Consider the following 25,756-nt stretch of genomic DNA (forward strand, 5'->3'; position numbering starts at 1 on the left):
GGCCGGAGAACGCTCTTGAAAACGACTGTGAGACCGGCCTGCGAGGGAACCCACACCGAATGATCGCTGTCGACGCCTGTGTTGTGAAAAACTCCGATGCCTCAACGCGCCGGGTGCCATTGAAAAACAACAGAGGGTTCCGCGCTTCTCTGGTCGTCTGTACCGTCCTTGCCGGTCTTTCCGGCTGCGCGACATCCAACCAGACGGAAGATGTATTCAGGATCGACCGTGCCCAGGGTTCGCAGGAAAACATCGCCTCGCTCACCTCGGTCATCAACGCCAATCCGCAGGATCCCGAAGGCTATAACGTCCGTGGTTCGGCTTACGGCCGCGCCGGCGACTCGCGCCGCGCCATCGAGGATTTCAACAAGGCGCTGCAGCTCAACCCGCGCTTTTATCAGGCCTATGCCAACCGCGCGCTGGTCTATCGCAACTCCGGGCAGCAGCAGCAGGCCCTGCAGGACTACAACGCCGCCCTGCAAATCAATCCGAGCTACGATGTGGCGCTGATCGGCCGCGGCAATCTTTACCGCCAGTCCGGACGCGTGAACGAAGCCTTCAACGATTTCTCCCGCGCCATCGAGCTTGAAACCACCGATGGACGCGCCTGGCACAATCGCGGCCTGATCTACCAGCTGCGCAACCAGCATGCCCAGGCCATCGAGGACTTCTCCAAGGCAATCTCGCTGTCGTCGACCTCGCCCGAGCCCTATAACGGCCGCGGCCTTTCTTATGTCGCCTTGAACGACGATGAAAACGCCTTCGCCGATTTCAACCACGCCATTTCGCTGGATGGCAATGTGGCGGAATCCTGGGCCAACCAGGCGCTTGTTTATGAGCGTCGCGGCGAGATGGCCAAGGCCGCCAAGTCCTATGGCCATGCAGCCCGGCTCGACCCGAAATACAAGCCCGCACTTGACGGCGTTGCCCGCACACGCGGCGCCGGCGCTTCCTGATCAAACGGGCATGAACAAAAAAGCCGGCAGGTGTGACACCTGCCGGCCTTTTTTATGGAAAACGCTGAGGCCTCAATGGCTGTCTCGGCGCGCCTCGGGCGTGGCGTCAACCGCCCATAATTCCGCCTGCACGGCGTTTTGAAATTCCATGACCTCGCGCCGCATGGCGGCGTCCTCATAGCCAAGCGCCATCAGACGGGCGGCCAGCTCACGGCACTCCCTGCGCCAGAAATCATTCGCCTCCACACCATGCAGCCGGTCCAGCATGGTTGCACATCTTTTTACGTCGGCAATACGGTTCTTTGCCGGAAAGGCGATTACTTCTGAACTCGTTGTCACGCGGGCACCTTGCTCTTGCTGAGGAATCAATACCGACTTTTTAAAGGCGAGATGGTTAACGAAGTCTGCAGAGGGCGTAAGACAGCCGACAAATGGCCGCAAGAGAATGATTTTACGCCTCTCAAAAGCGGGAAATCGCCTGGTAAGGCGGCCCCGATTCGGGGAAGTCATCGATTACCGAGGAATTTACCAATCAAGATTACCGAAATTTCATGCCGCAACCGTTAGAAGAAGTATATGTGTGTTGAAACAGCACCGGTCTCATCGTATATTTCTTGCAAAGAAGAAAAATGCCGCAGCGCAGTCAAAAATGGAGAAATCGTTCTCGGGAGGAGAGCACCATGTATGCACCTCGTGTTTTTTTCAGCATGATCGGTGCATTGCTTACCTTTGCGGTTGCGACATATTTCATCCACGGCTCGTTCTATACGGCATTCATCCAGACCCTCATCTGCGCGGTCATTCTGCAAGTCGGTTATTTCATTGGGATTGTCGTCCTGGTCGCCCGGGAAAAACGGCGGATGCGCGAAACCTTCGCGCGGGACCGTGGCGCCGAGGCAATGCAGGCGGACGCCGTAAAAAGCCCGCCGCCGCACGGTGCGAAACTGACCGATATGTGAGCTTTTACGCAGCTTCATTTATTGCGTCGCAAAAAAATCGCTTGCATCCATACCCGTGACACTTTCTGCTGGCCAAATCCTGACGGTTGGTCAAAGCAGAAGGACAATACATGGTGAGCGGTTCACAGCCCATTTGCGTCATCATCGCTGCGAAAAATGCATCCGAAACGATCGATATCGCCATACGTTCCGCCCTTGTGGAGCCGGAGGTCGGCGAAGTGGTGGTGATCGACGATGGTTCCACCGACACGACAAGCGATGTGGCACATGCGGCGGATGACGGCACGGGCCGTCTGCGGGTCGTCCGATTCGAAGTAAACCGAGGCCCTTCGGCTGCGCGCAACCACGCCATCTCTATTTCATCGGCGCCCCTCATCAGCATTCTCGATGCGGACGACTTCTTTTTCCGGGGCCGTTTCGCCGCCATGCTGGCCGATGACGACTGGGATCTGGTGGCCGACAATATCGCCTTCATCCAGCAATCGGTCCCCGGCGCATCCTCCATGCAGCCTGCCCGCTTCGAGCCGCAGGCGCGGTTTCTGTCGCTGACGGAATTCGTGGAAGGCAATATTTCCAGGCCCGGCGTCGAACGCGGGGAAACCGGGTTTCTGAAGCCGGTCATACGCCGCGCTTTTCTCGACAAACATGCACTGCGTTACGATGACGGCCTGAGGCTCGGCGAAGATTACGAGCTTTACGTGCGGGCGCTGGCCGCCGGCGCGCGTTACAAGGTCATACGTCATTGCGGTTACGGCGCGATCGTGCGCGGCAACTCGCTGAGCGGCCGCCATCGCACCGAAGATCTTCGCCGCTTATATGAGGCGGACAAGGCCATTCTCGCCGGCTGCCGGCTTTCGGCAGAGGAAACGGCGATCCTGCGCGAACATGAAAAACACATCCGCGCCAAATTCGAGCTTCGCCATTTTCTCGATGCGAAAAAGCAGAAGGGCATGGGCGGCGCGCTGAGCCATGCCCTTGCGCGGCTCCCCGCCCTGCCCGCCATCACACGCGGCATCTGGAGCGACAAGACCGCCCGGTTCCGTAAATCGCCGCCGGTGCGGGATGTGCGTTATCTGCTGGACGGTACGCCGGTTTCGTAAGGGCAGCACTGCCGCAAGAACCGCGACAAGTCCGCGTTTCCCTCTTCCGTCATGCCGGTCCCCGGAACAAGCCCGAGGATGATCCGGCATCCAGCCACGGCGCGTCTGCGCCGTGAAAGAGTCTTTCGCGATCAATGACTTGACCGCGCTGGGCCCCAGATCAAGTCCGGGGTGACGGCCTGCGGATGCCCCGCTTTGCCAAACGCATGAGTGCCGCTACACTTTGTCCGTGGCGCGAAAGCAAGCACCGCCGCCGGTTTTATGTAGACCCTCAGAGATAATCCCGCTTCACCGTTTCCAGAACGGCGGCGAAACGCTCCTTGCGCTCTTCCAGCCGGCCATCCGGGCTGAGACGCGGCTCCGCACGGCTTGCCTGCCAGAGCGCCAGTGTGGAAGGTGCTGCCAGCACCTGCTTGGCCAATTTGCGCAATGAGCGGGGCTGCGTTTCCTGCGGCCGCACCAGCACGTCACCCTCATGCGCCGGGCCTTCATGCGCCGGACCGGAACCGGTCTCGGCAATGACGGGGCCAGGCGGCGGCGGGAAGCTCATGCCCCAGAAGCGCGAGCCCTTTTTAGCCGCCTCGGCGCGGGTCGAAACCGGGACGTAGCGCGGCTGATATTCGACACCCACGCTGCCGGCCCAGTCGCTCCATTTGAAGCTGTTGATCGACGGCGAGGTGCTGACCGCGACCCATGGCACGCGGAAGGCATCCGCCAAGATTGCGCCGTGCATGGATTCAGCAACGATGAATTCCGACTGGGCAATGGCGCGGATCACCGCTTTCGCCTCGCCGCGCGGGTCGAGATAGGTCAGTCCCGCCGGTTCGCAGACGGTTTCCCACATGCCGAATTCCGCCGATTCCCAATGCGGAACGAAGGTCTTCTTGTAGAGCTTCGGCAGGCCTTTGAAATCGGGCATCTCGGTGACCATGACGGCCGGATCGACAATGCCCTTTTCAGGCGCGAGCCCCAGCTTGGCGGCGGTTTTTTCGCCGCGCACGCAACGAATATCCCAGAACTCGGTGCTGGTATCCGGCACCGCGCCATAACCATAGCCGCTGCCGATCACCAGCTTGCGCTGCTTTGCGGGCAAAAGAACGTCGTTCAGCACGGTGCCGACGCCAACGAGCATGACGTCGTCATGCACATCGCGCAGGCCCGGAAGCAGAAAATCCCACAGCCACAGGTTGAGATCGTCACCGAAATTTCCATGATGAGATTCCCAGTGGTAAGGTTTCATGAGGTCACTCCTGGGTGAAAAAACATATAAATTCTTGCGGGCGAGAATTCGCTCATCTGGAGCGGACGATTTTTCCAGCACCGAGCTCGAAAGCGGCGCGCAGCAGTGCCGGATCGCGCATCGCCCATTTCAGGAGCAGTCCGAATTCGGGTGCCTTGCGCCGTTTCAGATTGCCCGCCTGGCTCCACAGCGCCTGTTTGCGCGCTGTGTTTTTATAGGAAGCGATGGAGGCGACATCGTCCGGCCGGCGTGAAAAACGCCCCTCCAGCGTATCGAGCGCCACCCAGGTATTGAACTGCTGGCGCAGGAATTCCGGCGAGGTATTGTCGATGCTGTGGAAGATATTGACCCCCATGCCGCGCATCGCGCCGGCGTCGTCACAGAGAAGCGTGCGCTTCGATGCGAGGATGGAATCGCAGAAAAACAGCACGTCTTCCGCCGCCAGACGAAGCGCCGGGTCAAAGCGGATTTTCTCAAAAAGAGCACGGCCGATCACCATGCAGGAGAGATGCAGGAAGCTCCAGTTGCGCAGCATCACACTTGCCAGATCCGGCAGTTCGATCACCAGCGGCTTCTCGGAAAGCCGTGCCGCACCCTCATTCTTCTCCAGCTCGGAAATGGCGAAATGGTAATAAAATTCGTCACTTGCCTGCATGGATGCCCAGTAGCACTCGCCGCCATAGGTCTGAAGCGCAAAGGCCGCATTCTGCAGATGATCGGGTGTCCAGATATCGTCGGAATCAAGAAAGGCGACATAGTCGGTGCCGTCAGGCACATTGTCCAGACCGGTGTTGCGGGCGCCGCCCGGGCCGGCATTGGCCTGTTTAATGACGAGAATCCGGTCTTTCTCCCCCTGCGAAAGTTCCGCAAGTTCCTGATCGATCGGGTATGGCGATTCGTCATCGACGATGACAAGATCGAAATCCTGGTAAGTCTGCGCAAAAACCGATGCGAGTGCACGTCCCAAGACACCGTGCTGCTTTTGGTAGTAGGGAATGACGACAGTAAATCTTGCCATTGTTTCGCCCCTTGCGTTGATCAAGAAGTGTCGGGCCCGATCCTAAAAGCGGCCCCGATGGTATCGGCAACTCCCAACCGGCTTTCCTCCCGCCGGCCTCCAGAAACAGGATGCTTGTATGCCCCCAGCGCCAAATGTAAAGACCATCACCACGAATGTCGGCTGGAGCGTTTTATCAAAAACAGGGACATTCGGGCTTAAATTTGTCACGGTCCCAATTCTCGCAAGACTGCTTTCCCCGGAGGAATTCGGGGTGGTGGCGGTAGGACTAACGGTTGTACAGTTCCTGACGATGATCGCCGGCGCGGGGCTCACCTCTGCCCTCATCGTCGAAAAGGAAGAGGATATGGAAACGATCCATACCGTCTTCTGGGCCAATCTCGCCATCTCCTGCACCATGGCCGCCGTCCTCTACATCTTCGCGGAATTTTTCGGCGGGCTTCTGGGCGCGGTGGAAAGCGCTTACCTGCTGCGCATCATGGCCTTCCTCATTCCGCTGCAGCTTGCCGGCGATGTCGCCTATTCGCTGCTCGCCCGGCGCATGAATTTCAGCAAGGACGCGCTTTGGAGCATGGCGTCGGAAAGCATTGCGGCCATCGTCGCCGTCGCGCTCGCCTTCATGGGCTTCGGCGTCTGGGCGCTGATCATCCAGCTTTTTGCCGCGGCCCTCATTCGGCTTGTCGGGCTTTATGCCGTTTCGCGCTATTGCCCGCGTTTCGTCATGAAACCGCGCCGGCTGGTGCCGCTTCTCGGCTTCAGCTCGGGGCTGATGGGCTCGGAAATCGCCAATTTCGTTACCTTCCAGTCGCCGATGGTGGTCATTGCCCGGCATCTTGGGCTGGCGGATGCTGGCGCCTATTCCGCCTCCAACCGCTTTGCCAGCATTCCCAATCAGGTGGTTCTGTCGGCCGTCATGGGTGTCCTGTTTCCCGCCTTCAGCCGCATGATGGACGATCCGCAGCGCCGGCGCGATGCGCTGATGTTCAGTACGCAGGTGCTGACCGTGCTCCTGGCGCCGATGATGTTCGGCCTCTGGGCCGTGGCGGAGCCGGCCATGCTTGTCATCTTCGGGCAGAACTGGGCCTATGCCTGGCCGGTCCTCGGTCTGCTCGCCCTGTCGAAGGCCATTCTGACGCCATGCAGCACCTTCATCCCCTATCTGAAGGGAGCAGGTTACGGCCGCGTACTGTTCTGGTCGGCAACGATCCGCGCCATCGTCACCACCGTCGCGGTCTGGCTTGCCGCGCTTTATGGCACCCTGATCGACGCGATGGTGTGGCTCTGCATCGTCAATGCGGTAACGCTGGTCGCCTATTCATGGGCCGTGTTCAAGGCAAGCGACACGCCATTTTTCCGTGGCCTCTATGTCAGCAGCCGGCCGATGATCGCGGCGCTGGTGATGGCCGTTGCGGTACGTTATCTGCTTCACCTTCTGGCTGAGCGCGTTCCCAATGCCACGCTTCAGGTTCTCATCGGCGCTGCCGTCGGCGGCGTCATCTATGCGGTGCTGATCCTGCTGACCGAACGGGCGCTGCTGGGGAAAATCCTGGGGATGGTAAAGTCGCGGCGGATGCGCGATACCGCAACCCAAGGTTAGTTCAACCGCAGAAAAACGCGCCTCATTTCCGCCGTTAACCGGCCTTTTCCGCGGTGATTTTCCTCACCGCGGCAGGGCCGGATGGCGGTTCTTTTTGCAGCGCAATATCACGACAAATGACAATTTCACACGGTTGGGCGATTTTTAACGATGGCCGTATTTATAAAAATGCCATTAATTTCAGATATTTGAATTTTTACAGCGACAGGAATGACCGGAACGCCAGACATTCACCCGCAAAATCTAAGCTTGTGTTTTTCCCGCGTCGCCACATTTTATCCCAAAGTCGAAACCAGACTTCCCAGTGCGGGCTTAAGTTCGCTCTGGTTGCAACGCGGCGTGGGTGGACGCCGCCCAATAGGGGTGACTGATGTGACTGTCGATCAGAACCTATCCTCCCGTATCAATTTGATGCGCATATTGCTGATCTCCGGGATCGTGTTCGTCCATGTGCCGCACGATGCCGAAACCAGCCCTTTTCTCGGCCTTTACGGTTTCTTCGACTGGCTGCGGGTTTTCCTCGGCGATGCGCTGTTTCGCATCGGCGTGCCCTGTCTCAGCGCCATTTCCGGCTATCTTCTGTTTCGCCGGGGCATGAGCGGTTTCGATTATCCGGCGACGATCCGTTCCAAGTCAAAAACCGTACTGCTGCCCTTCCTTCTGTGGAACGGCGCGCTGTTTGCGGCCGTATTGCTGATTCAGCTCTTCGATGTCGGCGTGGGGTATTTCCCCGATCTGTGGAATGCGAGCCCGCGTGAAATCATCAGCCACGGAACGGCGCTTGAGGAACTGCCGGTGAATGTGCCGCTTTATTTCCTGCGCGACCTCTTCGTCTGCATCCTGCTGTCGCCGGTGCTCGCCTTTCTGATGCGCCGTTTCGCCCTGCCGACGCTCGCCATTCTGCTCTTCATCACCGCCATGCCAGACCTGACGATTTTCATCGTTCAGAAGAAATCCATCCTTTTCAGCTTCTCGCTCGGCATTGCGCTGGCGCTTCATCGCATCGACGTCAAGGCGCTGGACCCCTATGCCGTGCCGATCATGGCGCTGACCTTTGCCGCCTCGGCCATATTGGCGACGGGACTTTATTTCACCGGCCCGGAATTCACCTTCTGGCTCAACATGTCGCGCAATCTGCTTGCCGTCTTCGGCGCGCTCGGTTTCTGGGCGTCTTCCGCCCTGTTGATCCGCAGCCGCCTTGGTCAGCGGCTTGCCGAAACCGGCAGCCTGAGCTTCTGGATTTTCTGCGCCCATTATCCGCTGCTCGTCATTATGTGGATGGTGTGGAACAAGGGCGGGCCGGATTTCTACCCCGCTTTTTATATCAGCGCCACGCTTTCCGCCTTCGTCATTCTGGTGGTCAGCAATTCCCAGACCCGCAAATACCTGCCGGCCGTCTATGCCGTGCTGACCGGAAGCCGCAGCGGCAAAGGCAAGACGAAGGCCGACTTTGCGGCAAAACGGGCCGCCATGATCGGCCCGCCGACATCCGAAACGCTTTATTCGCAACGACAGAGGTGAACCAATGACAACATTTGTCACCCGCGTTCAGACACGCATTCTTCTCGCCGCAGCCCTTCTGGCTGCTCCCTTTGCGACGCCGGGCCAGGCGCAAGAAGGCAATGGCGCATCCTTCATCGAGAACTTCGATTCCATGGACAGAAGCTTCTGGTACGTTTCCGACGGCTGGAACAATGGCGCGCATCAGAACTGCACCTGGTCGAAGAAACTGGCGACGGTGGAAAACGGCCAGCTGACACTCGGTTTCGAAGAAGCCAAGGCCGGCGACCGCAAATTCGCCTGCGGTGAAATCCAGACCAAGGGGCGCTATCGCTACGGCACCTATGAAGCACGCATGAAGGCCGCCACCGGCTCGGGCCTGAACTCCGCCTTCTTCACCTATATCGGCCCGACCGACAAGAAGCCGCACGATGAAATCGACTTCGAGGTTCTGGGCAAGAACACCGGCAAGGTGCAGCTGAACCAGTATATTTCCGCCAAGGGCGGCAATGAGAAGCTGGTGCCGGTGGAAGGCGGAGCCGATGCCGGCTTCAACGATTACGCCTTCGTCTGGGAACCGCAGCGCCTGCGTTATTACGTCAACGGCAAGCTCGTCCACGAAGTGACCGACGAGACGAAAATCCCTCAGAATGCCCAGAAGATTTTCTTCAGCCTGTGGGGCACTGACACGCTGAAGGACTGGATGGGCAAGTTTTCCTATTCCGGCGCGACGCAGATGGTCGTTGATCGTTTTGCCTTCACGGCGCTCGGCGACAAATGCCAGTTCCCGGAATCCATTGCCTGCGCCCTCAACTGATTTTTTTGAACCAAACCGTCATCCGCGGCGTCTCTGACGCATGAACCAACCGGACCCTTGCATGACCCATGTTCTATATCTCGCGCATGATCTGTCAGACCCCGCCATTCGTCGGCGTGTGCTGACCCTGCTTGCGGGCGGGGCGCGGGTGACGCTGGCGGGCTTCCGGCGCGGACAGAACCGACTGGCGGAGATCGAAGGCGTCGTACCCGTCGTGCTCGGGGAAACCGCCGACGGGCAGTTTCTGCAGCGCATGGCGGCGGTGGCGAAAGCCAGCCTCTCGCTCGGCAAGACATTGAGCGGCATCCCCACCCCCGATGTCATTCTTGCCAGAAATCTGGAAATGCTGGCGCTGGCAAAGCGGGCCATGTCGATCTATGCCGGACAGCCGGCGCTGGTTTACGAGTGTCTCGACATTCACCGCCTGCTTCTCAACACGGGCAAGCCCGGGCAAATGCTGAATGCCGCGCAGCGTTATTTCGCACGCGACGCCAAGCTGCTGATCACCAGCTCTCCGGCCTTCGTGGAGCATTATTTCAAGCCCGTGTCGGGCCTCGACCTTCCCGTCCTGCTGCAGGAAAACAAGGTGCTGGCGCTCGACGCCACCGTTGCCGCCACACCGCAGCCACGCGCGCCCGCCCCCGGCGAGCCGTGGAAAATTGGCTGGTTCGGCGCGCTTCGCTGCCGCAAATCGCTGGAAATCCTTGCCGAATTTGCCCGTCGAATGGAGGGCAAGGTCGAAATCATCCTGCGCGGCCGGCCGGCCTATTCGGAATTTGCCGATTTCGACAGCTTCGTGGCCGCTGCCCCGCATGTGCATTTCCATGGGCCTTACAAGAACCCCGAAGACCTTGCCGCCATCTATAACGAGGTGCAGTTCACCTGGGCGGTCGACTTTTTCGAGGAAGGCCAGAATTCCAGCTGGCTGCTGCCCAACAGGCTTTACGAAGGTTGCCTTTATGGCACCCTGCCGATTGCGCTGGCCGGCACGGAAACCGCACGCTTCATCGAAAAGCGCGATATCGGCTTCGTCCTGCAACATGCCGGCGCTGAGGATCTCACCGCGCTGTTTAACTGGATGAACCCGCAAACCTATGCGGACGCCTTCAACACCCTCTCGGCGCTCGACAGGAAACAATGGCTGACGGACCGCGACGATTGCCGTCAGCTGGTGCAGCACTTGTCCTCTCTCGCCAAATCCGCTTCCGGCCATGCCCGCGAAGCGCAGTTTTCACCCGTGTAGTGCGTAGGGGGCAAATCATGGAAGGTCTTGGTCATTCCGGCATCAGAACGCTGATCGTCATTCCCTGCCTCAATGAGGCGAAGACGATCGAGGGGCTGCTTGTCAAATTCACCGGCGCGATGCAGGGGCGTCTTTTCCGCATCGTGGTTGCCGATGGCGGCAGCACGGATGGAACCCGCGATATCGTTTCCGCCTTTGCGGCGGCGGATGACCGCGTGACGCTTCTTCCCAATCCGAAGCGCATCCAGAGCGCCGGCATCAATCTTGCCGTCGCCACCTTCGGCGAGGATTTCGACTACCTAATCCGCATCGACGCCCATGGCGATTATCCCGATGATTATTGCCAGCGGCTGATCGAGGATGCCGAGCGCACCGGTGCTGATTCCGTCGTCGTCGCCATGGATACCGTCGGCCACGGCCTGTTTCAGAAGGCGACGGCCATCGCCCAGAATTCCAAGCTCGGCAATGGCGGCTCCAAGCACCGCGAAGGCGCGAAAGGCCACTGGATCGACCATGGCCACCACGCGCTGATGCGGATCGCCGCTTTCGATGCGGTGGGCGGTTATGACGAGAGCTTCAGCCATAATGAGGATGCCGAGCTGGATTTCCGGCTGCGCAAATCCGGTTTCCGCATCTGGATGACCGACAAGACCCGCATGACCTATTATCCGCGTGCGAGCGTCATGCCGCTCTTCAGGCAATATCTCGCCTATGGCCGTGGCCGGGCGAAGAACCTCCTGAAACATCGCTCGATCCCGAAAATCCGCCAGATGATCCCGCTTGCCGTGCTGCCGGTTTTCATCTTCGCGCTGCTGTCGCTGGTGCATTGGGCGGCACTTATTCCGCTCGGCCTCTGGATCGCCGCATGTGTGGGTTATGGCTTGTGGATGGCAATAGGTCAGAAAAACCCATACGGCCCGCTCGCCGCCTTTTCGGCAATGGTGATGCATCTGGCCTGGTCCACCGGTTTCTGGCTGGAACTCCTGAAATTCCGGGGAAGAAAGGCTGTCTCATGACCGACAACACCGTCACCCGCCCCCATGATTCGAAAACCGTCGATATCGGCATCTGCACCTACAGACGCCCGGCGCTGGTTGCCACACTTCTGTCACTCTTCGAGCTGGATGTGCCGGAAGGCGTGAAAGTTCGGCTGATTGTTGCCGATAATGACGAGGAGCCAAGCGCCAGGGCAAGCGTCGATCGCCTGCGCGAAACCGCGCCCTTCGAGATCACCTATGTCCATTGCCCGAAATCGAATATTTCGATTGCCCGCAATGCCTGCCTGTCGGAATGCAAGGCGGATTATCTGGCCTTCATCGATGATGACGAGACCGCCCCGCCGCACTGGCTGGCTGCCCTTCTGGAAAAGGCCGATGAAACCGGTGCGGAAACCGTTCTCGGCCCCGTAACGGCGGTTTACCGGGACAATGCGCCGGGCTGGATGAAACGCGGCGATTTCCACTCCACCGTTCCGGTCTGGGTGAACGGCGAGATCATCACCGGCTATACCTGCAACACATTGCTCAAGATGGATGCGCCATCGGTGAAGGGCCGGCGCTTCGCGCTGGCGCTCGGCCAGAGCGGCGGTGAGGACACCCATTTCTTTTCGCATCTTCACGCCGCTGGCGGCCGCATCGTTTTTGCGGAAGATGCCATGCTGTCCGAACCGGTGCCGGAAAATCGCGCAAGCTTCATGTGGCTTGCCAAACGCCGCTTCCGCTCCGGCCAGACCCATGGCCGCGTGCTGGCGGACAGGAAACCCGGTATACGCCGCGTGGTGCAGGTGCTGAAGGCAGGTTCGAAAGTGCTGTATTGCGCCGTCTTCGCCGCCTTGAACGGTTTCAACGCCGTGCGCCGCAACCGTTATGCGCTGCGTGGCGCATTGCATATGGGCTCGATGACCGGCGCCTTCGGCGTGCGTGAAATCCGCCAGTATGGCGCGGTGGAGGCGACCTGATGGAGAACCTTGCCTCGCCGCCCGATATCAGCTTCGTCATCGCCGCCTATAATGCCGCCGATACGATTGAAGCCGCCATTCAAAGCGCACTCGACCAGCAGGGTGTGACGCTGGAAGTGATCGTCGTCGACGACCGCTCCGCCGATGACACCATTGCGCTCGTGGAAGCTATCGCCATCATCGATCCGCGCGTCCGCCTGCTTGCTCTTGCCGAAAACCTCGGTCCGGGTGGTGCACGCAATGCCGGCATCGAAGCCGCGACCGGACGCTGGATCGCTGTGCTCGATTCCGACGATGTCATTCGCCCGGAGCGCTCCGCCTGCATGATGTGCCGAGCGGAAGCCGCCAATGCGGCGATTGCGGTCGATAATCTGGATGTCGTCTATACCGACGGCAGGCCCATGGAGACGATGTTTCCGGAAGAATTTCTGGAGGAACGGCCGGTTCTCACGCTCGAGGATTTCATTTCGTCCAATATCCTGTTCCGCGCCACCTTCAACTTCGGCTACATGAAACCGATGTTCCGGCGCGATTTCCTCAATGTCGAGGAACTGCGCTTCCGCGAGGATATCCGCATCGGCGAGGACTATATCCTGCTCGCCTCGGCGCTCGCCGCCGGCGGTCTCTGCGTCATCGAACCGAAGCCGGGTTATGTCTACAATATCCGCGAAGGCTCGATTTCGCGCGTGCTCGAACTTCATCACGTCGAAGGGATGATGCGGGCGGATCAGGAATTCCTGAGCCATTACACATTGCTGCCGGCAGCCATGGATGCGCAGCAGGCGAGAGCCCGCAGCCTGCGGTTGGCGCATAATTTTTTGACATTGGTGGAAAACATCAAGCGCCGCTCGGTACTCGGCGCCTTGAAAACCACGATAAGGGATCCTGCCGTGCTGGGGCATTTAAGAATGCCCATTGCAGTGCGGCTGAGGAGGCTGCGGGACGCGATGTTCGCGCCTGCAGCGAATACAGGGGTGAAAAGACAGATTTCGTGAAATCGATGCGTGGACGAAATCTGCGCGGGGACTGGGGACAGATCAAACCTTGATGAAGGAGAACGCGATGGACCTGAACAAAACTGTCAGAAAAGCCGTCATTCCCGTAGCTGGCAACGGCACACGGTTTTTGCCCGCCACCAAGGCAATGCCGAAGGAAATGCTGACGATCGTCGATCGTCCGGTCGTGCAATATGCCGTTGACGAGGCCATGCAGGCCGGCATCGAACACATTATTTTCGTGACGAGCCGCAACAAGACCGCCATCGAGGACTATTTCGACAGCGCGCCGGAACTCATCAACACGCTCACCCGCTCCGGCAAGACCGTGCAGGTATTGCAGCTGGAAAAGATGCTGCCCGTTGCCGGCACCGTCAGCTACACGCGCCAGCAGGTGCCGCTCGGTCTCGGCCATGCCGTCTGGTGTGCGCGCGAACTGGTGGGCAAGGAGCCTTTCGCCCTGCTTCTGCCTGACATGGTTTCCTATGGCGCACGCGGCTGCATCGCCGGGCTGATGGAACTTTACGATGAAGTCGGCGGCAATATTCTCGGTGTCGAGGAATGCCTGCCGGAAGAGGTGTCGTCCTATGGCGTCGTCGGCGTCGGCCAGAAGGTCAATCATGGCTTTGCCGTCACCGAAATGGTCGAAAAGCCGGAACCATCCAAGGCGCCTTCGAATTATTACCTGAACGGCCGTTACATCCTGCAGCCGGAAATCTTCGATATTCTCGCCAAACAGGAACGCGGCGCGGGCAATGAAATTCAGCTGACCGATGGCATGAAGCGGCTTGCCGAAAAGCAGTCTTTCCATGCGCAGAAATATAGCGGCCGCACTTTCGACTGCGGCAGCAAGCAGGGCTTCATCGCTGCCAACGTCGCCTTCTCGCTACTGCGCGCGGACATGGAAGCCCAGGTTCTCGCTTCGGTGAAGGAACTGGTGGCGAACCACGAAAGCCGCGTCCAGGCGGCCTGACTTTAATCGCGCCGCCGGGGGAGGCGGCCGGCGCACCAATAACGGGAGGCGGGAAGGCGAGCATGTGTTCGGCTTCCCGCGTACCATTTTAATTCACAAGGTAGGTCCATGCACCACAAGACCTTTAAATCCAACATCGGTTTTCCGGAGTCCGGCAAGGATTCCGATACGTTCATCGACCTCGACCGCCTGTGGGCCGCCGTGGTGCGTCGCGCCAATGTCATTGCCGCTTCGGTCATCGCCGCCGTGGTTCTGGCCGGCCTTTATCTGGTGCTTGCGACCCCCGTTTACACCGCGATGACGCAGGTGCTCCTGGATGAAAGCCTTTCCCGTTATGCGGAAGAGGAATCGCCGGTGCCCGCCGCGCAGATCGTCGACAACCGCATCGCCAGCGCCGTGGAAATCTTGAAATCCAAGGAAATGGCACTGACGGTGGTCGACAAGGCCGGGCTCGATGAGAACGACACCATCGTCAATCCGCCGATGTCGCCGGTCGAACTCGTCAAATCCTCCGTGCGTGGCATTCTCGATCTCGTCCTGCCGGGCGATCCGCCGGTCTCCGAAGCCGCAATCCGCGCTGGACGGCGCGAAAAGGCCGCCGCCGTGCTGCAGCAGTCGCTGACGGTGGAACGTGTCGGCCGCAGCTCGGTCATCGCCATCTCCACCCGCTCGACCGACCGCCAGCTTGCCGCGCAGATCGCCAAGAGCTATGCGCAGGCCTACCTTACCGAACAGCTGAACGCCAATTTCGACGCCAGCGAACGCGCCTCCGTCTGGTTGCAGGAACGCATGACGGACCTCAACCAGCGCGCCCAGGCGGCTGAACTGGCGGTGCAGAAATTCAAGTCGGACAACAACATCGTCTCCTCGCGCGGCGAGCTGATGTCCGAAGGCCAGCTTGCCGACCTGAATGGTCAGCTGATTGCCGCGCAGGCCGATGCCGCGACGGCCTCGGCCCGTTACAACCAGTATAAATCGATCATCGACAGGGGGCCGGATGCGGCCGTCGACAATGCCGTCGTTTCGGCCCGTGACACCGATAATTCGGTCATTCAGGATCTGCGCAAACGCTACATCACCATTTCCGACCGGCAGCAGGGCATCGTCCAGCAATTCGGCGCCGACCACCCGCAGGCGGTTGCGCTGGACGCCGAGAAGAAAGAGGTTTCGCGGCAGATCTATCAGGAACTGCAGCAGCTTACCGGCAGCCTGAAGAACGAATACGACGTCACCAATTCCCGCGTTCAGTCGCTGCGCGACAATATCGACCGGGTGGCAGGCCGCAATTCCGAAGCCAACATCACCATGGTCCAGCTGCGCGAACTCGAGCAGCGGGCAACGGCGCTGCGCACCCTCTACCAGTCCTATCTCGGCCGCTTCGAGGAGGCTTCCCAGAAGCAGTCGCTGCCCATCGCCAAGGCGCGCATCATCTCCGAGGCGGGTCTGCCGACATCGCCTTCCAGCCCGAAAAAGACCATGACCATGGCGCTTTCGGTCGTTCTCGGCCTGATGCTCGGTGGCGGCATCGCAGCGCTTCTCGAATTCCGGGATCGCTTCTTCCACACCGGCAATGATGTGCGTGACAATCTGCGCATGCGTTTTCTGGGTTATCTGCCCTTCATTGGTGAAAGGGGCGTCGAAAACGCCAAGGCGGGCAACAGCGCCGCCACCCCCGGCGGCGAGAACGCCACGCTTGATGAAAGCGGACAGGTCTCGTTCCAGAAAATGCTGCGGCTTGCCGTCGACAGCCCGCGTTCCAGCTTTGCGGAAACGCTCCGCAACGTGAAACTCACGGCGGATGTCGTCATTCAGGAGCGCCAGTGCCGGGTCATCGGCGTCATTTCCTGCCTGCCGAACGAAGGCAAGTCGGTCGTGGCGCTCAATCTCGCCGGGCTGATCGCCTCCACCGGCAAGCGCACGCTGGTGGTGGATGCGGATATCCGCAATCCCGGCCTCAGCCGCATGCTGACGACACGGCAATCCGCCGGCCTCGTCGAAGTGGTGCTCGATGAAGTTCCATGGACGCAGGCGGTGAAGGTGGATACGCGCACGAAAATGGGCATCCTGCCGGTTTCCACCAGCAACCAGTTCGCCCATTCGAGCGAGCTGCTGTCTTCCTCCGGCATGCGCAAGTTCATCGACTCGGCTCGAGAGGCCTGCGATTACATCATCGTCGACCTTGCACCCGTGGTTCCCGTCATAGACGCCAAGGCCTTTGCGCCGCAGGTGGACGGTTTCGTCTTCGTCACCGAATGGGGCAAGACGCCGATCCAGATGGTGCAGAACCTGATGGCCAACGAACCGCAGATCGCCAACAAGACGCTCGGCATCGTGCTGAACAAGACCGACATGACGGAATTGCAGCGTTATGCCGGCCCCGGCGGTTCGGAGCATTATCACGAGAAATTCTCGGCCTATTACGGCGATGCGAAGCCGCCGGTAAAGGAAGATGCGTAATGGTGGAGATTTAACAGGCCGGTTGCATCCACACTCCGTCACCCCGGCCCCGAGCCGGGGTCCAGCCAGCCCAAATCTTTGGGCTGAAAAGAAGTCTTGGCGCCGCGCAGACGCGCGGCGGCTGGATGCCGGATCTAGTCCGGCATGACGGAAGAATCACAAATTCGCCCACTCCACCTATGGCATTGCCCCCTGAAATTGCGCATTTATGGCATGAAGCTAAAATCGCAAGCAGGATCAGTCCCATGCCATCACCCATCGCCTTTGTTTCACGGATGAATGCGGAAACGGAAGCCGTCTGGAAACAGGCGCTGCGCGCCGCAATGCCGCAGGAGGAAATCCTTTCCTTTTCCGAATTGACGGGCGAACAGCGCCGGGCAGTGGATTTCGCCATCGTCGCAAATCCCGATCCGGCCGATATCGCGGCATTGCCGGGCCTGACATGGATTCACAGCCTGTGGGCGGGCGTCGAGCGGCTGGTGCTGGAACTGGGCGATAAGGCACCCCCCATCGTTCGGCTGAAGGACCCGGAGCTTTCGCGCGTGATGGCCGAAGCCGTGCTGGCATGGACCTATTATCTGCAGCGCGACATGCCCGCCTATCGCGAAAACCAAAAAAAGGCGCTCTGGCAGGAGCTGGACTATCGCCACCCCGGTGAGATGACCGTCGGTCTCCTCGGCCTCGGAGCGCTCGGCACGGCTGCGGCGGAGCGCCTCACCCATGCCAGTTTCAACGTTGCAGGCTGGAGCCGTTCGGCCAAGGCGATAGAGGGCGTGGAAACGTTGACCGGCGATGCCGGGCTGCAGGCATTGCTGGAAAAGAGCGACATTCTCGTCTGCCTCATGCCGCTTACCGATGCGACGCGCGGTCTTCTTGATGCCGGCAGCCTTGCCGCAATGAAGCAGGGGGCGGCACTCATCAATTTCGCCCGCGGCGCGGTCATTGTCGCCGACGACCTGATTGCGGCGCTTGATTCCGGCAGGCTTTCGCACGCCGTCCTCGATGTCTTCGAGCAGGAGCCGCTGCCCGCCGCTTCCGCCTTCTGGCAACATCCCAAAGTTACGGTCCTGCCGCATATTTCCGCGCCGACAAGCCGGAAAAGTTCGGCCCGGATCGTGGCCGGCAATGTTCGCACATGGCGGGAAACGGGCGGGCTGCCTGAGACGGTCGACATGGCCCGCGGTTACTGAACCGGCGGCAAGGCGGGCTATTCGGCCGCCACCGACTTGCCCGTATGGGCCTGTTCAACGGCGGAGACGATCTGCTGTTCGTCGTAAGGTTTGGTCAAGAGAACCGCGCTTGCCGGCGCTCCTTCCGGCAAATGGCTGTCGCCGGTCGCAAACACAATGGCAAGCCCCGGCTTGCGGCGCAGGGCCTCCACCGCCAGTTCGCCGCCCTTCATGTCGGGCAGGCCGATGTCGGTGACGAGAACGTCGATCTGGTCCGCTTCGATAGCTTTCAGCGCCTGCGCCGCATTTCCGGCCTCTACGACGGCAAAGCCGCTCTCCGACAGCATCTCCGTCGAATTCATCCGGATCAACTCGTCATCCTCGACCAGAAGAACGCGTATGGACCGGTTTTGATTTTCGACCGCCCTGATCGGCTCGGAAAGTTTGGAAGAGCCCGGAGCCGATGTCGGCCGCGCTCTCGACAGCGAAACCTGCTTGCGGTTGGCGATGACGTGGCGAATGCGCCGCGCCAGCGCTTCGCGCGTATAGGGTTTGGAAAGCAGCTCCACCCCGGCATCCAGCTTGCCGCCATGCACGATGGAGTTTTCGGTGTAACCCGAGGTGAAGAGAACGGCGAGGTTGGGCAGCCGTTCCTGCGCGCGGCGCGCCATTTCCCGGCTTTTCAACGGTCCAGGCATCACCACGTCAGTGAAGATGACATCGATCGGAATGCCGCTTTCCACCACCGTCAAACCGGCCTGCGCATCGCGGGCGGTCAGCACGCGGTAGCCGAGATCGCTCAAGGTCTCGACGACGGTGTTGCGCACTTCCTCGTCATCTTCCACCACAAGAATGGTTTCCGTGCCACCCTCCACGGGGCCGGTCGGCATCACCACTTCCCTGTCCTCATCGGCGGCGGAGCGCGGCAGATACATCTTCACCGTCGTGCCCTGCCCCACCTCGCTATAGATGTTGACATGGCCGCTGGACTGTTTCGCAAAACCATAGACCATCGAAAGCCCAAGGCCGGTGCCCTTGCCTTCCGGTTTTGTCGAGAAGAACGGCTCGAAGACCTTTTCGAGAATTTCCGGCGACATGCCAGAACCCGTATCGGTGACGGCGAGCATCACATATTGCCCCGCCGAAACTTCCGGGTGCTTGCGGGCATAATCGCGGTCGAGAACCGCATTTCCGACCTCGATGGTCAGCTTGCCCTGTCCTTCCATGGCGTCGCGCGCATTGATGGCCAGATTGAGAAGAGCATTCTCCACCTGGTTGGGGTCGGCATAGGTGTTCCAGAGACCGCCCGAGGTGATGACCTCCACCTCGATCGCCTCGCCAAGCGAGCGGCGAAGCAGATCGTCCATGCCGGTTACGAAACGGGCAATGTTGATGACACGCGGCTCCAGCGCCTGGCGGCGGCCGAAGGCCAGAAGCTGGCTGGCCAGCTTTGCGCCGCGATGAACGCCGGCAAGCGCGTTTTCCAGCCGCCGCTCCGCACGTTCATTGCCCATCACATCCTTTGACAGCAATTGCAGATTGCCGGCGATCACCTGTAGCAGATTGTTGAAATCATGCGCCACGCCACCGGTGAGCTGGCCGATGGATTCCATTTTCTGCGCCTGCTGTAGCGCCTTTTCAGTCTGGCGACGCTCGGCCATTTCCGCCTCGACACGCGCCTCGAGGCTCTCGTTCAATTGCCGAAGCTGCTCTTCTGCCCGGATGCGGTGGCGAATTTCGCGCTCGAGATTGCTCGCATGTTCCTTGAGGGTGTTTTCGGCCCGCCGCTGTTCGGTGACATCCGTATGGACACCGACCCATTCGGCAATGGCGCCGGCCTTGTCGAAAATCGGCACGCCACGGATCGCGAAAGTGCGATAGACGCCGTCATGGCGACGCACCCGATGTTCCCAGATATAGGTCGACTTTTCCGCGACCGCTTTGTTCCAGCTGTCGACAGACCCCTGCCTGTCGTCGGGATGAACCGCTTCCGCCCAGCCAAAACCCTGATATTCTTCCGGAGTCTGGCCCGTCAAAGCGCTCCAGGCCGGTTGCTCGCCCAGCATCATTCCTTCGGCGCTGTTGGTCCACAGCACGCCGTGCACGGCATCCACCGCAGCACGGAAGCGACTGTTGCTGATGAGGATTTCCCGCTCCGAGCGCTTGCGCTCCTCGATATCGATGATCAGCACATAGATGCCGTCGATGGAGCCATCGGCAATATAACGCGGAACATAGCGGATTTCGGCGGCGCGCGTGCTGCCGTCCGGTCTGCTGATCACGGTATCCGAAACGATCTTCTCGCCGCCGAGTGCGCGGTCGAGATAGGCCCTGCGGGCCTCGAAAAACGCCTCGCCGACGATTTCCGGAACGCTGCGGCCGATCACGTCCTCTGCGCGCTTGCCGAACCATTCCAGATAGCCGTCATTGGCGAATTTATAAACGTAATCACGGTCGACATATCCGACCAGAATGGGCAGGGCATTGGTAAGCCGGCTCAGTTCCTTGCGGCTCTGTTCCAGCGCCTCCACGGCCTTCACCTTGTCGGTATTTTCAAGCACGGTGCATAAAACGCCGTCTACCGTGCCGCCCTCGTTATAGATCGGCGTGTAGAACAGGTCGAAGATCACCTCTTCCGGCACGCCATGCCGCATCAGCGTCATCGGCTGGTCGCGATAGGCCATGACCTCACCGCGAAAACCGGCTTCGAGAATGCGGCTGTTCCAGTCCCATATTTCCGGCCAGATGCCGGGCACGGTTCCGCCCAGCGCCTGCGGGTGATAATTGCCGGCGATCTCCGCATAGCCGTCATTATAGATCATCACATGATCCCTGCCCCACATCAGCACTTGCGGAATGGGGGAATTGACGACGGAATTGGCTTTCTGCCTCAGATTTTGCGGCCAGTCGCAAATAGGACCGAGCGATGTCTTCGACCAGTCGAAGCGGCGCACAAGCTCACCCGTTTCACCGCCACCGATCGGCCATACCGGCGCAGCAACAAGATTGGTCATTCAACATCACCACAAAAACCGAGAGAAAATCTCCCGTAATACAGAAGAGGATAAAAGTCCAAGAAAACAAAAACTTCCGCTTATTGTTCCCACGCTTTTCAGAAAATTGAAAAAGTTCCATCGCGGCGTAAATGTCGCAAGGCGAATGCTAAACCATCAAACATTTCAGGACCTTCGTGCCAAAAATTTCTCTAATATATCCCTGCGACCCCGCCTTCGTTTGACAATTGGCATCCTCAATACGCCAGAAATTGCCGCAAACGGGATGGCGACAAAGGAATTATTAAGCCTCAATAAGGGCGCTGGCGGTCGCGGTGCCGTCAGCGCCCGGGTCTTCGCCACACCGCGACCAGAGGGAACAACAATGAAAATACTTTTGGGTGCCACAATTCTTTCCGCCGGCTTCGCCTTTTCAGGCGGTGCGGCCTATGCCGCCGACTGTGGAAACGTGACGATCGCCAGCATGAACTGGCAATCCGCCGAAGTCGCCGCCAATCTGGACAAGCTCATTCTCGAAAAGGGCTACGGATGCTCCGCCGAAATCGTCACCGGCGACACCGTGCCGACTTTGACCTCCATGGCCGAAAAAGGCCAGCCGGATATCGCGCCTGAGGCATGGGTCAGCCTGCAGCCGGAAATCGTCAAGCAGGGGCTGGAAGGCGGCAAGGTCGTTGCGGCCGCCAAGATCCTCTCGGACGGCGCGGTCCAGGGCTGGTGGATTCCGAAATATGTCGCCGACGCCAATCCCGATCTCAAGACCATTCCTGATCTCTTCAAACATCCCGAACTCTTCCCCTCGCCCGAAGACAAGTCTAAGGGCGCCGTGTTCAACGGCCCGCAGGGCTGGGGCGGCACTGTCGTCACCGCGCAGCTCTTCAAGGCTTTCGGCGGTGAAAAGGCCGGCTTCACCCTCGTCGACACCGGCTCCGCCGCAGGTCTCGACGGTTCCATAGCCAAGGCTTATGAAGCCAAGCAGCCATGGGTCGGTTATTATTGGGCACCCACCTCGCTGCTCGGCAAATACGAGATGGTAAAGCTCGAATTCGGAACGGACTATGATGCGGCAGAATGGAAGCGCTGCACATCCGTCGCCGACTGCGCCGACCCGAAGCCGAACGCATGGCAGGTGGACGACGTGCAGACGCTGGTCAGCAAGTCCTTTGCCGATCGTGCCGGCCCCGCCATGGACTATCTCAACAAGCGCGCCTGGACCAACGCGACCGTCAACAAGCTGATCGCCTGGATGACGGATAACCAGGCGACAGGTGAAGACGGCGCCAAGCATTTCCTGAAGGAAAACGAAGCGCTGTGGACGGGCTGGGTATCTCCTGACGTCGCGGAAAAGATAAAGGCCGCGCTTTAAAAGCCGGCCCCTGCATATCTGCCCGGCAAACGGCGTCCGCCAGCGGCGACGCCGCGCCCGCATCGGCCCTGGAATGCCTCCCGGCTTTCCGGTGGCGATGCGCCGGTTCAACAGAGCGTTCCGGCCTGCATCCTGACGGATGCGCGGCGCTCTGACGATTTTACTCCCGGAGCGCGGAGGATATCGATCCCCGCCTCCGGTTCGTCATGGAGAACAGGATATGGAATGGCTTTTCAAATTTCCGACCATGAATGACGATGCTCTGCGCGCGCTGAAAAAAGTCATCGACGAGGGGTTCCGGGCTTTCACCCGAACCTATGGCGGCGCAATCGAGGGGTTGTTTACTCCCCTTCAGAGCTTCCTCATCTGGGCGGAAAGGCTTTTGATCGGCGCACCCTGGCCGGTCGTTATTCTTATTGTCGGCGCGCTTGCCTGGTTCGGCAGCCGCAGCGCCACCATTGTTTCGCTCTGTTGCGGCATTCTCTTCGCCATCGGCTGGTTCGGCATGTGGGAAGACACGATGAAGACGGTCTCGATGATCTTCGTCTGCGCCGTGCTGTCCATCGTCGTCGGCCTGCCCATCGGCATCGCCATGGCGCGCTCCAACCGCCTGCAGAGCGTGGTCAATCCCGTTCTCGACGTGATGCAGACGATGCCGAGTTTCGTCTATCTCATTCCCGTCGTCATGCTGCTCGGCATCGGCCGCGTGCCCGGCGTCATCGCCGTTGTCATCTACGCCATTCCGCCGATGATCCGGCTTACCAATCTCGGCATCCGCATGGTCGACCGCGACGTGCTGGAGGCTGCCGATGCCTTCGGCTCTTCGAAGCGCCAGAAGCTTTTCAAAGTGCAGCTGCCGCTGGCGCTGCCCACCATCATGGCCGGCATCAACCAGACCATCATGATGGCGCTCGCCATGGTCGTCATCGCCTCCATGATCGGCGTTCAGGGCCTCGGTCAGCCGGTGCTGAAGGCGATCGCCAACCAGTATTTCACGCTCGGCGTGTTCAACGGGCTTGCCATCGTCGGCATCGCCATCATCTTCGACCGCATCAGCCAGGCCTATGGCCTTCGCCTGCAAAAACACCGGGAAGTGGCGCATGGCTAGTCAATCGATCGAAATTCGCAGCCTCTACAAGATTTTCGGCCCCAAGGCGGGAGACTATGTCGAAACCGTCAAGGCCGGCATGTCAAAGGTGGATCTCAACGCCAAACATGGCCATGTGCTCGGCCTGCGCGATATCAACATCACCATGCCGGGCGGGCAGATCACCGTTATCATGGGCCTTTCCGGCTCGGGCAAATCGACACTGATCCGCCACGTCAACCGGCTGATCGACCCGACCGCCGGCGAAATCCTCTATGGCGGCACGGACGTGTGTCGCCTCAACGAAGCGGATCTGCTGGAATTCCGCCGCCACAAGACGGCGATGGTGTTCCAGAAATTCGGGCTGCTGCCACACCGCAACGTGCTGCAAAACGTCGTCTATGGCCTCGAGGTGCAGGGCGTCGACAAACGCGAGCGCGAAGAAAGGGCGGAAGTCTGGATCAGGCGCGTCGGGCTGGAGGGTTTCTCCAACCATTATCCGAACCAGCTCTCAGGCGGCATGCAGCAGCGTGTTGGTCTGGCGCGGGCGCTCACCAACAATGCCGAAATCCTGTTGATGGACGAGGCCTATTCGGCGCTCGATCCACTCATTCGCGTCGATATGCAGACGGTGCTGCTGGAACTGCAGAAGGAACTGAAGAAGACCGTGGTCTTCATCACCCACGATCTCGACGAAGCGCTGCGGCTCGGCGACAAGATCGCCATCCTGCGCGATGGCGAAATCATCCAGCAGGGCACGGCGGCCGAAATCGTCATGTCGCCCGCCGACACCTATATCGAGGCCTTCGTGGAGGAGGTCAATCGCGGCCGGGTCATTCGCCTCGGCGCCATCGTCCAGCCGGAATTTTCCGGCCAGTCGCGGCTTCAGCTCGATGCGGATATGACGGTCGAAGAGGGCCTGCGTGCGCTCGTCCGGGAAAATGTCAGCAGCGCCACAGTCGTCGGTGAAAACGGCAAACCGCTTGGCGCCGTCACCACCGATGCCATCATGCGCTGCCTCGTCAGAACCGCATATGGTGAGGAAGCAGGCGCGGCTGAACGCTTGTCAGGCTAAGCTTTCAAGCCACGCGGCCATGCCCTTTGCGGCGGCCTTGCCGGTTGCGAAACAGGCGGTCAAGAGATAACCGCCGGTCGGCGCTTCCCAATCCAGCATTTCCCCGGCAGCAAATATGCCGGGGAGCTTTTCCAGCATGTAGTTTTCATCAAGGCCGCTCCACGCGACGCCACCGGCAGATGAAATTGCCTCGGCAATCGGTCTCGTCCGCAAAAGCGGTATCTCTGCATGTTTTATTCTCGCGGCGACGAACTCATCCGGCATGGCCGCGATATCGGGAAAGATTTCCCGCAGAATCCCGACCTTCACCGCCGATAAGCCGGCCGCCTTGCGCATGCGGTTTGCAAAACTCTCCTTGCGCCCGAGCTTCGCCAGATCGCGGCTGAGGCGTTCCACCGTACGTCCCGGCGCAAGATCGATTGCGAGCGACACTTTGCCCGCCTCTTCCAGCCGGTCGCGTAGCGCGGCGGAATGGGCATAGATCACGCTGCCCTCAATACCATGCTTCGTGATGACGAATTCGCCCTGAAAGGCTCCGGCCGGCGAAATGGTGACGGTGGATTTCATCGCTTCACCGGCAAAACGCGCGCGGAAGATATCGCTCCAGTCAACGTCGAAACCGCAATTGGCGGGGCGGAACGGGGAAAGCGCCACGCCTCTCTCCGCCAGCGCCGGAACCCATGCGGCATCGGAGCCGAGACGCGGCCAGCTTGCGCCGCCGAGCGCCAGAAGAACGGCATCGGCCTTGATAGTGATCTCGCCCTCCGGTGTCGCGAAAACCAGATGCTCGCCGGAAAAACCCGTCCAGCGATGCCGCGTCCTGATGGTCACCCCCTGCGCCTCCAGCCGGGCGAGCCATGCCCGCAGCAGCGGCGAGGCCTTCATGACGGTGGGAAACACCCGGCCCGAAGTGCCGACGAAAGTTTCCTGCCCCAGCCCCTGCGCCCAGTCGCGCAGCATATCCGGCGTAAAATCATCGAGAGCGGCGCGCAGTCTCGGTTCCGCATCGCCGAACCGGTGACGGAAGCTGTCATAGTCTTCGGCATGGGTGATGTTGAGGCCGGATTTTCCGGCCATCAGCAATTTACGCGCCACAGTCGGCATCGCCTCAAACACCGTCACGGCATGACCTGCGGCCGAAAGCATCTCGGCCGCCATCAGCCCCGCCGGTCCGCCGCCGATAATCGCGACCTGCCTCGCCTCGCTCAAAACCTTCTCCATCGCCATCTTCGCCAT

At 60.0% G+C, this 25,756-nt stretch carries 21 protein-coding genes; 16 read left to right on the plus strand and 5 right to left on the minus strand.

The window, feature by feature from the left end:
* Positions 1–59 precede the first annotated feature (59 nt).
* A complete protein-coding gene (locus F3H58_RS19270) occupies positions 60–956 on the plus strand; it encodes a tetratricopeptide repeat protein (protein ID WP_003508539.1) in 897 nt (298 codons plus the stop codon).
* Between the two features lie 72 nt (positions 957–1,028).
* Here the strand turns inward: F3H58_RS19270 and F3H58_RS19275 are convergent, their stop codons facing one another.
* Positions 1,029–1,295, minus strand: a complete 267-nt coding sequence (locus F3H58_RS19275; RefSeq protein WP_149743352.1) for a DUF6074 family protein — start codon at positions 1,293–1,295, stop codon at positions 1,029–1,031.
* Positions 1,296–1,636: 341 nt separating this feature from the next.
* On the opposite strand from F3H58_RS19275, the gene F3H58_RS19280 reads away from it, so the two are divergent.
* Positions 1,637–1,915, plus strand: coding sequence for an exopolysaccharide production repressor protein (locus F3H58_RS19280; RefSeq protein WP_149743448.1), 279 nt, complete (start codon positions 1,637–1,639; stop codon positions 1,913–1,915).
* A 110-nt stretch (positions 1,916–2,025) separates the two neighbouring features.
* Positions 2,026–3,015: a glycosyltransferase family 2 protein gene (locus F3H58_RS19285; RefSeq protein ID WP_142781002.1), complete on the plus strand. Its 990-nt coding sequence runs from the start codon at positions 2,026–2,028 to the stop codon at positions 3,013–3,015.
* A gap of 271 nt (positions 3,016–3,286) precedes the next feature.
* Here the strand turns inward: F3H58_RS19285 and F3H58_RS19290 are convergent, their stop codons facing one another.
* Both F3H58_RS19290 and F3H58_RS19295 read right to left on the minus strand, forming a co-directional pair.
* Entirely contained in the window at positions 3,287–4,255 is a 969-nt protein-coding gene (locus tag F3H58_RS19290) for a polysaccharide pyruvyl transferase family protein (protein WP_149743353.1), read from the minus strand.
* A 52-nt stretch (positions 4,256–4,307) separates the two neighbouring features.
* Positions 4,308–5,273 carry a glycosyltransferase family 2 protein gene (locus tag F3H58_RS19295; protein ID WP_142858617.1) on the minus strand — a complete coding sequence of 322 codons (966 nt, stop codon included), beginning with the start codon at positions 5,271–5,273 and terminating at the stop codon, positions 4,308–4,310.
* Positions 5,274–5,391: 118 nt separating this feature from the next.
* On the opposite strand from F3H58_RS19295, the gene F3H58_RS19300 reads away from it, so the two are divergent.
* The 10 genes from F3H58_RS19300 (at position 5,392) to F3H58_RS19345 (ending at position 18,002) form a co-directional block, all read left to right on the plus strand.
* Positions 5,392–6,870, plus strand: a complete 1,479-nt coding sequence (locus tag F3H58_RS19300; RefSeq protein ID WP_149743354.1) for a lipopolysaccharide biosynthesis protein — start codon at positions 5,392–5,394, stop codon at positions 6,868–6,870.
* Between the two features lie 372 nt (positions 6,871–7,242).
* Positions 7,243–8,391 (plus strand): acyltransferase family protein, encoded by a 1,149-nt coding sequence (locus F3H58_RS19305; RefSeq protein WP_078053822.1) that lies wholly within the window; start codon positions 7,243–7,245, stop codon positions 8,389–8,391.
* A gap of 4 nt (positions 8,392–8,395) precedes the next feature.
* Positions 8,396–9,187 carry an endo-1,3-1,4-beta-glycanase ExoK gene (exoK, locus tag F3H58_RS19310; protein WP_149743355.1) on the plus strand — a complete coding sequence of 264 codons (792 nt, stop codon included), beginning with the start codon at positions 8,396–8,398 and terminating at the stop codon, positions 9,185–9,187.
* Positions 9,188–9,248: 61 nt separating this feature from the next.
* Complete coding sequence (locus F3H58_RS19315) at positions 9,249–10,430, plus strand: glycosyltransferase family protein (RefSeq protein ID WP_149743356.1); 1,182 nt, start codon at positions 9,249–9,251, stop codon at positions 10,428–10,430.
* Positions 10,431–10,447: 17 nt separating this feature from the next.
* Positions 10,448–11,446 (plus strand): glycosyltransferase family 2 protein, encoded by a 999-nt coding sequence (locus F3H58_RS19320; RefSeq protein ID WP_149743357.1) that lies wholly within the window; start codon positions 10,448–10,450, stop codon positions 11,444–11,446.
* On the plus strand, positions 11,443–12,387 hold the full coding sequence (locus F3H58_RS19325) for a glycosyltransferase family 2 protein (protein ID WP_149743358.1): 945 nt from the start codon (positions 11,443–11,445) through the stop codon (positions 12,385–12,387). The genes F3H58_RS19320 and F3H58_RS19325 overlap by 4 nt, the downstream gene beginning before the upstream one ends.
* Positions 12,387–13,382, plus strand: coding sequence for a glycosyltransferase family 2 protein (locus F3H58_RS19330; RefSeq protein ID WP_149743359.1), 996 nt, complete (start codon positions 12,387–12,389; stop codon positions 13,380–13,382). Before F3H58_RS19325 ends, F3H58_RS19330 begins: the two co-directional genes overlap by 1 nt.
* Before the next feature lie 67 nt (positions 13,383–13,449).
* Positions 13,450–14,355: a UTP--glucose-1-phosphate uridylyltransferase gene (locus tag F3H58_RS19335; RefSeq protein ID WP_026363575.1), complete on the plus strand. Its 906-nt coding sequence runs from the start codon at positions 13,450–13,452 to the stop codon at positions 14,353–14,355.
* A gap of 108 nt (positions 14,356–14,463) precedes the next feature.
* Positions 14,464–16,812 (plus strand): polysaccharide biosynthesis tyrosine autokinase, encoded by a 2,349-nt coding sequence (locus F3H58_RS19340; RefSeq protein ID WP_149743360.1) that lies wholly within the window; start codon positions 14,464–14,466, stop codon positions 16,810–16,812.
* Between the two features lie 245 nt (positions 16,813–17,057).
* Positions 17,058–18,002, plus strand: a complete 945-nt coding sequence (locus F3H58_RS19345; protein WP_149743361.1) for a 2-hydroxyacid dehydrogenase — start codon at positions 17,058–17,060, stop codon at positions 18,000–18,002.
* Between the two features lie 17 nt (positions 18,003–18,019).
* On the opposite strand, the gene F3H58_RS19350 is transcribed toward F3H58_RS19345, so the two are convergent.
* The gene (locus F3H58_RS19350) at positions 18,020–20,995 is read right to left on the minus strand and encodes a hybrid sensor histidine kinase/response regulator (protein ID WP_149743362.1); all 2,976 of its coding nucleotides are present in this window, start codon (positions 20,993–20,995) and stop codon (positions 18,020–18,022) included.
* Positions 20,996–21,359: 364 nt separating this feature from the next.
* Between F3H58_RS19350 and F3H58_RS19355 the strand changes: the two genes are divergently transcribed.
* The 3 genes from F3H58_RS19355 (at position 21,360) to F3H58_RS19365 (ending at position 24,520) form a co-directional block, all read left to right on the plus strand.
* Entirely contained in the window at positions 21,360–22,358 is a 999-nt protein-coding gene (locus F3H58_RS19355) for an ABC transporter substrate-binding protein (RefSeq protein ID WP_065657396.1), read from the plus strand.
* 220 nt (positions 22,359–22,578) lie between these two features.
* Positions 22,579–23,466: an ABC transporter permease gene (locus F3H58_RS19360; protein ID WP_035263623.1), complete on the plus strand. Its 888-nt coding sequence runs from the start codon at positions 22,579–22,581 to the stop codon at positions 23,464–23,466.
* Positions 23,459–24,520, plus strand: coding sequence for a quaternary amine ABC transporter ATP-binding protein (locus F3H58_RS19365; protein WP_149743363.1), 1,062 nt, complete (start codon positions 23,459–23,461; stop codon positions 24,518–24,520). The genes F3H58_RS19360 and F3H58_RS19365 overlap by 8 nt, the downstream gene beginning before the upstream one ends.
* On the opposite strand, the gene F3H58_RS19370 is transcribed toward F3H58_RS19365, so the two are convergent.
* Positions 24,512–25,756, minus strand: a complete 1,245-nt coding sequence (locus F3H58_RS19370) for a TIGR03862 family flavoprotein (protein ID WP_149743364.1) — start codon at positions 25,754–25,756, stop codon at positions 24,512–24,514. The two genes, F3H58_RS19365 and F3H58_RS19370, sit on opposite strands and share 9 nt — an antisense overlap.

This window comes from Rhizobium sp. NFACC06-2 (assembly GCF_900101425.1).
Classification (GTDB): Bacteria; Pseudomonadota; Alphaproteobacteria; order Rhizobiales; family Rhizobiaceae; genus Agrobacterium; species Agrobacterium leguminum.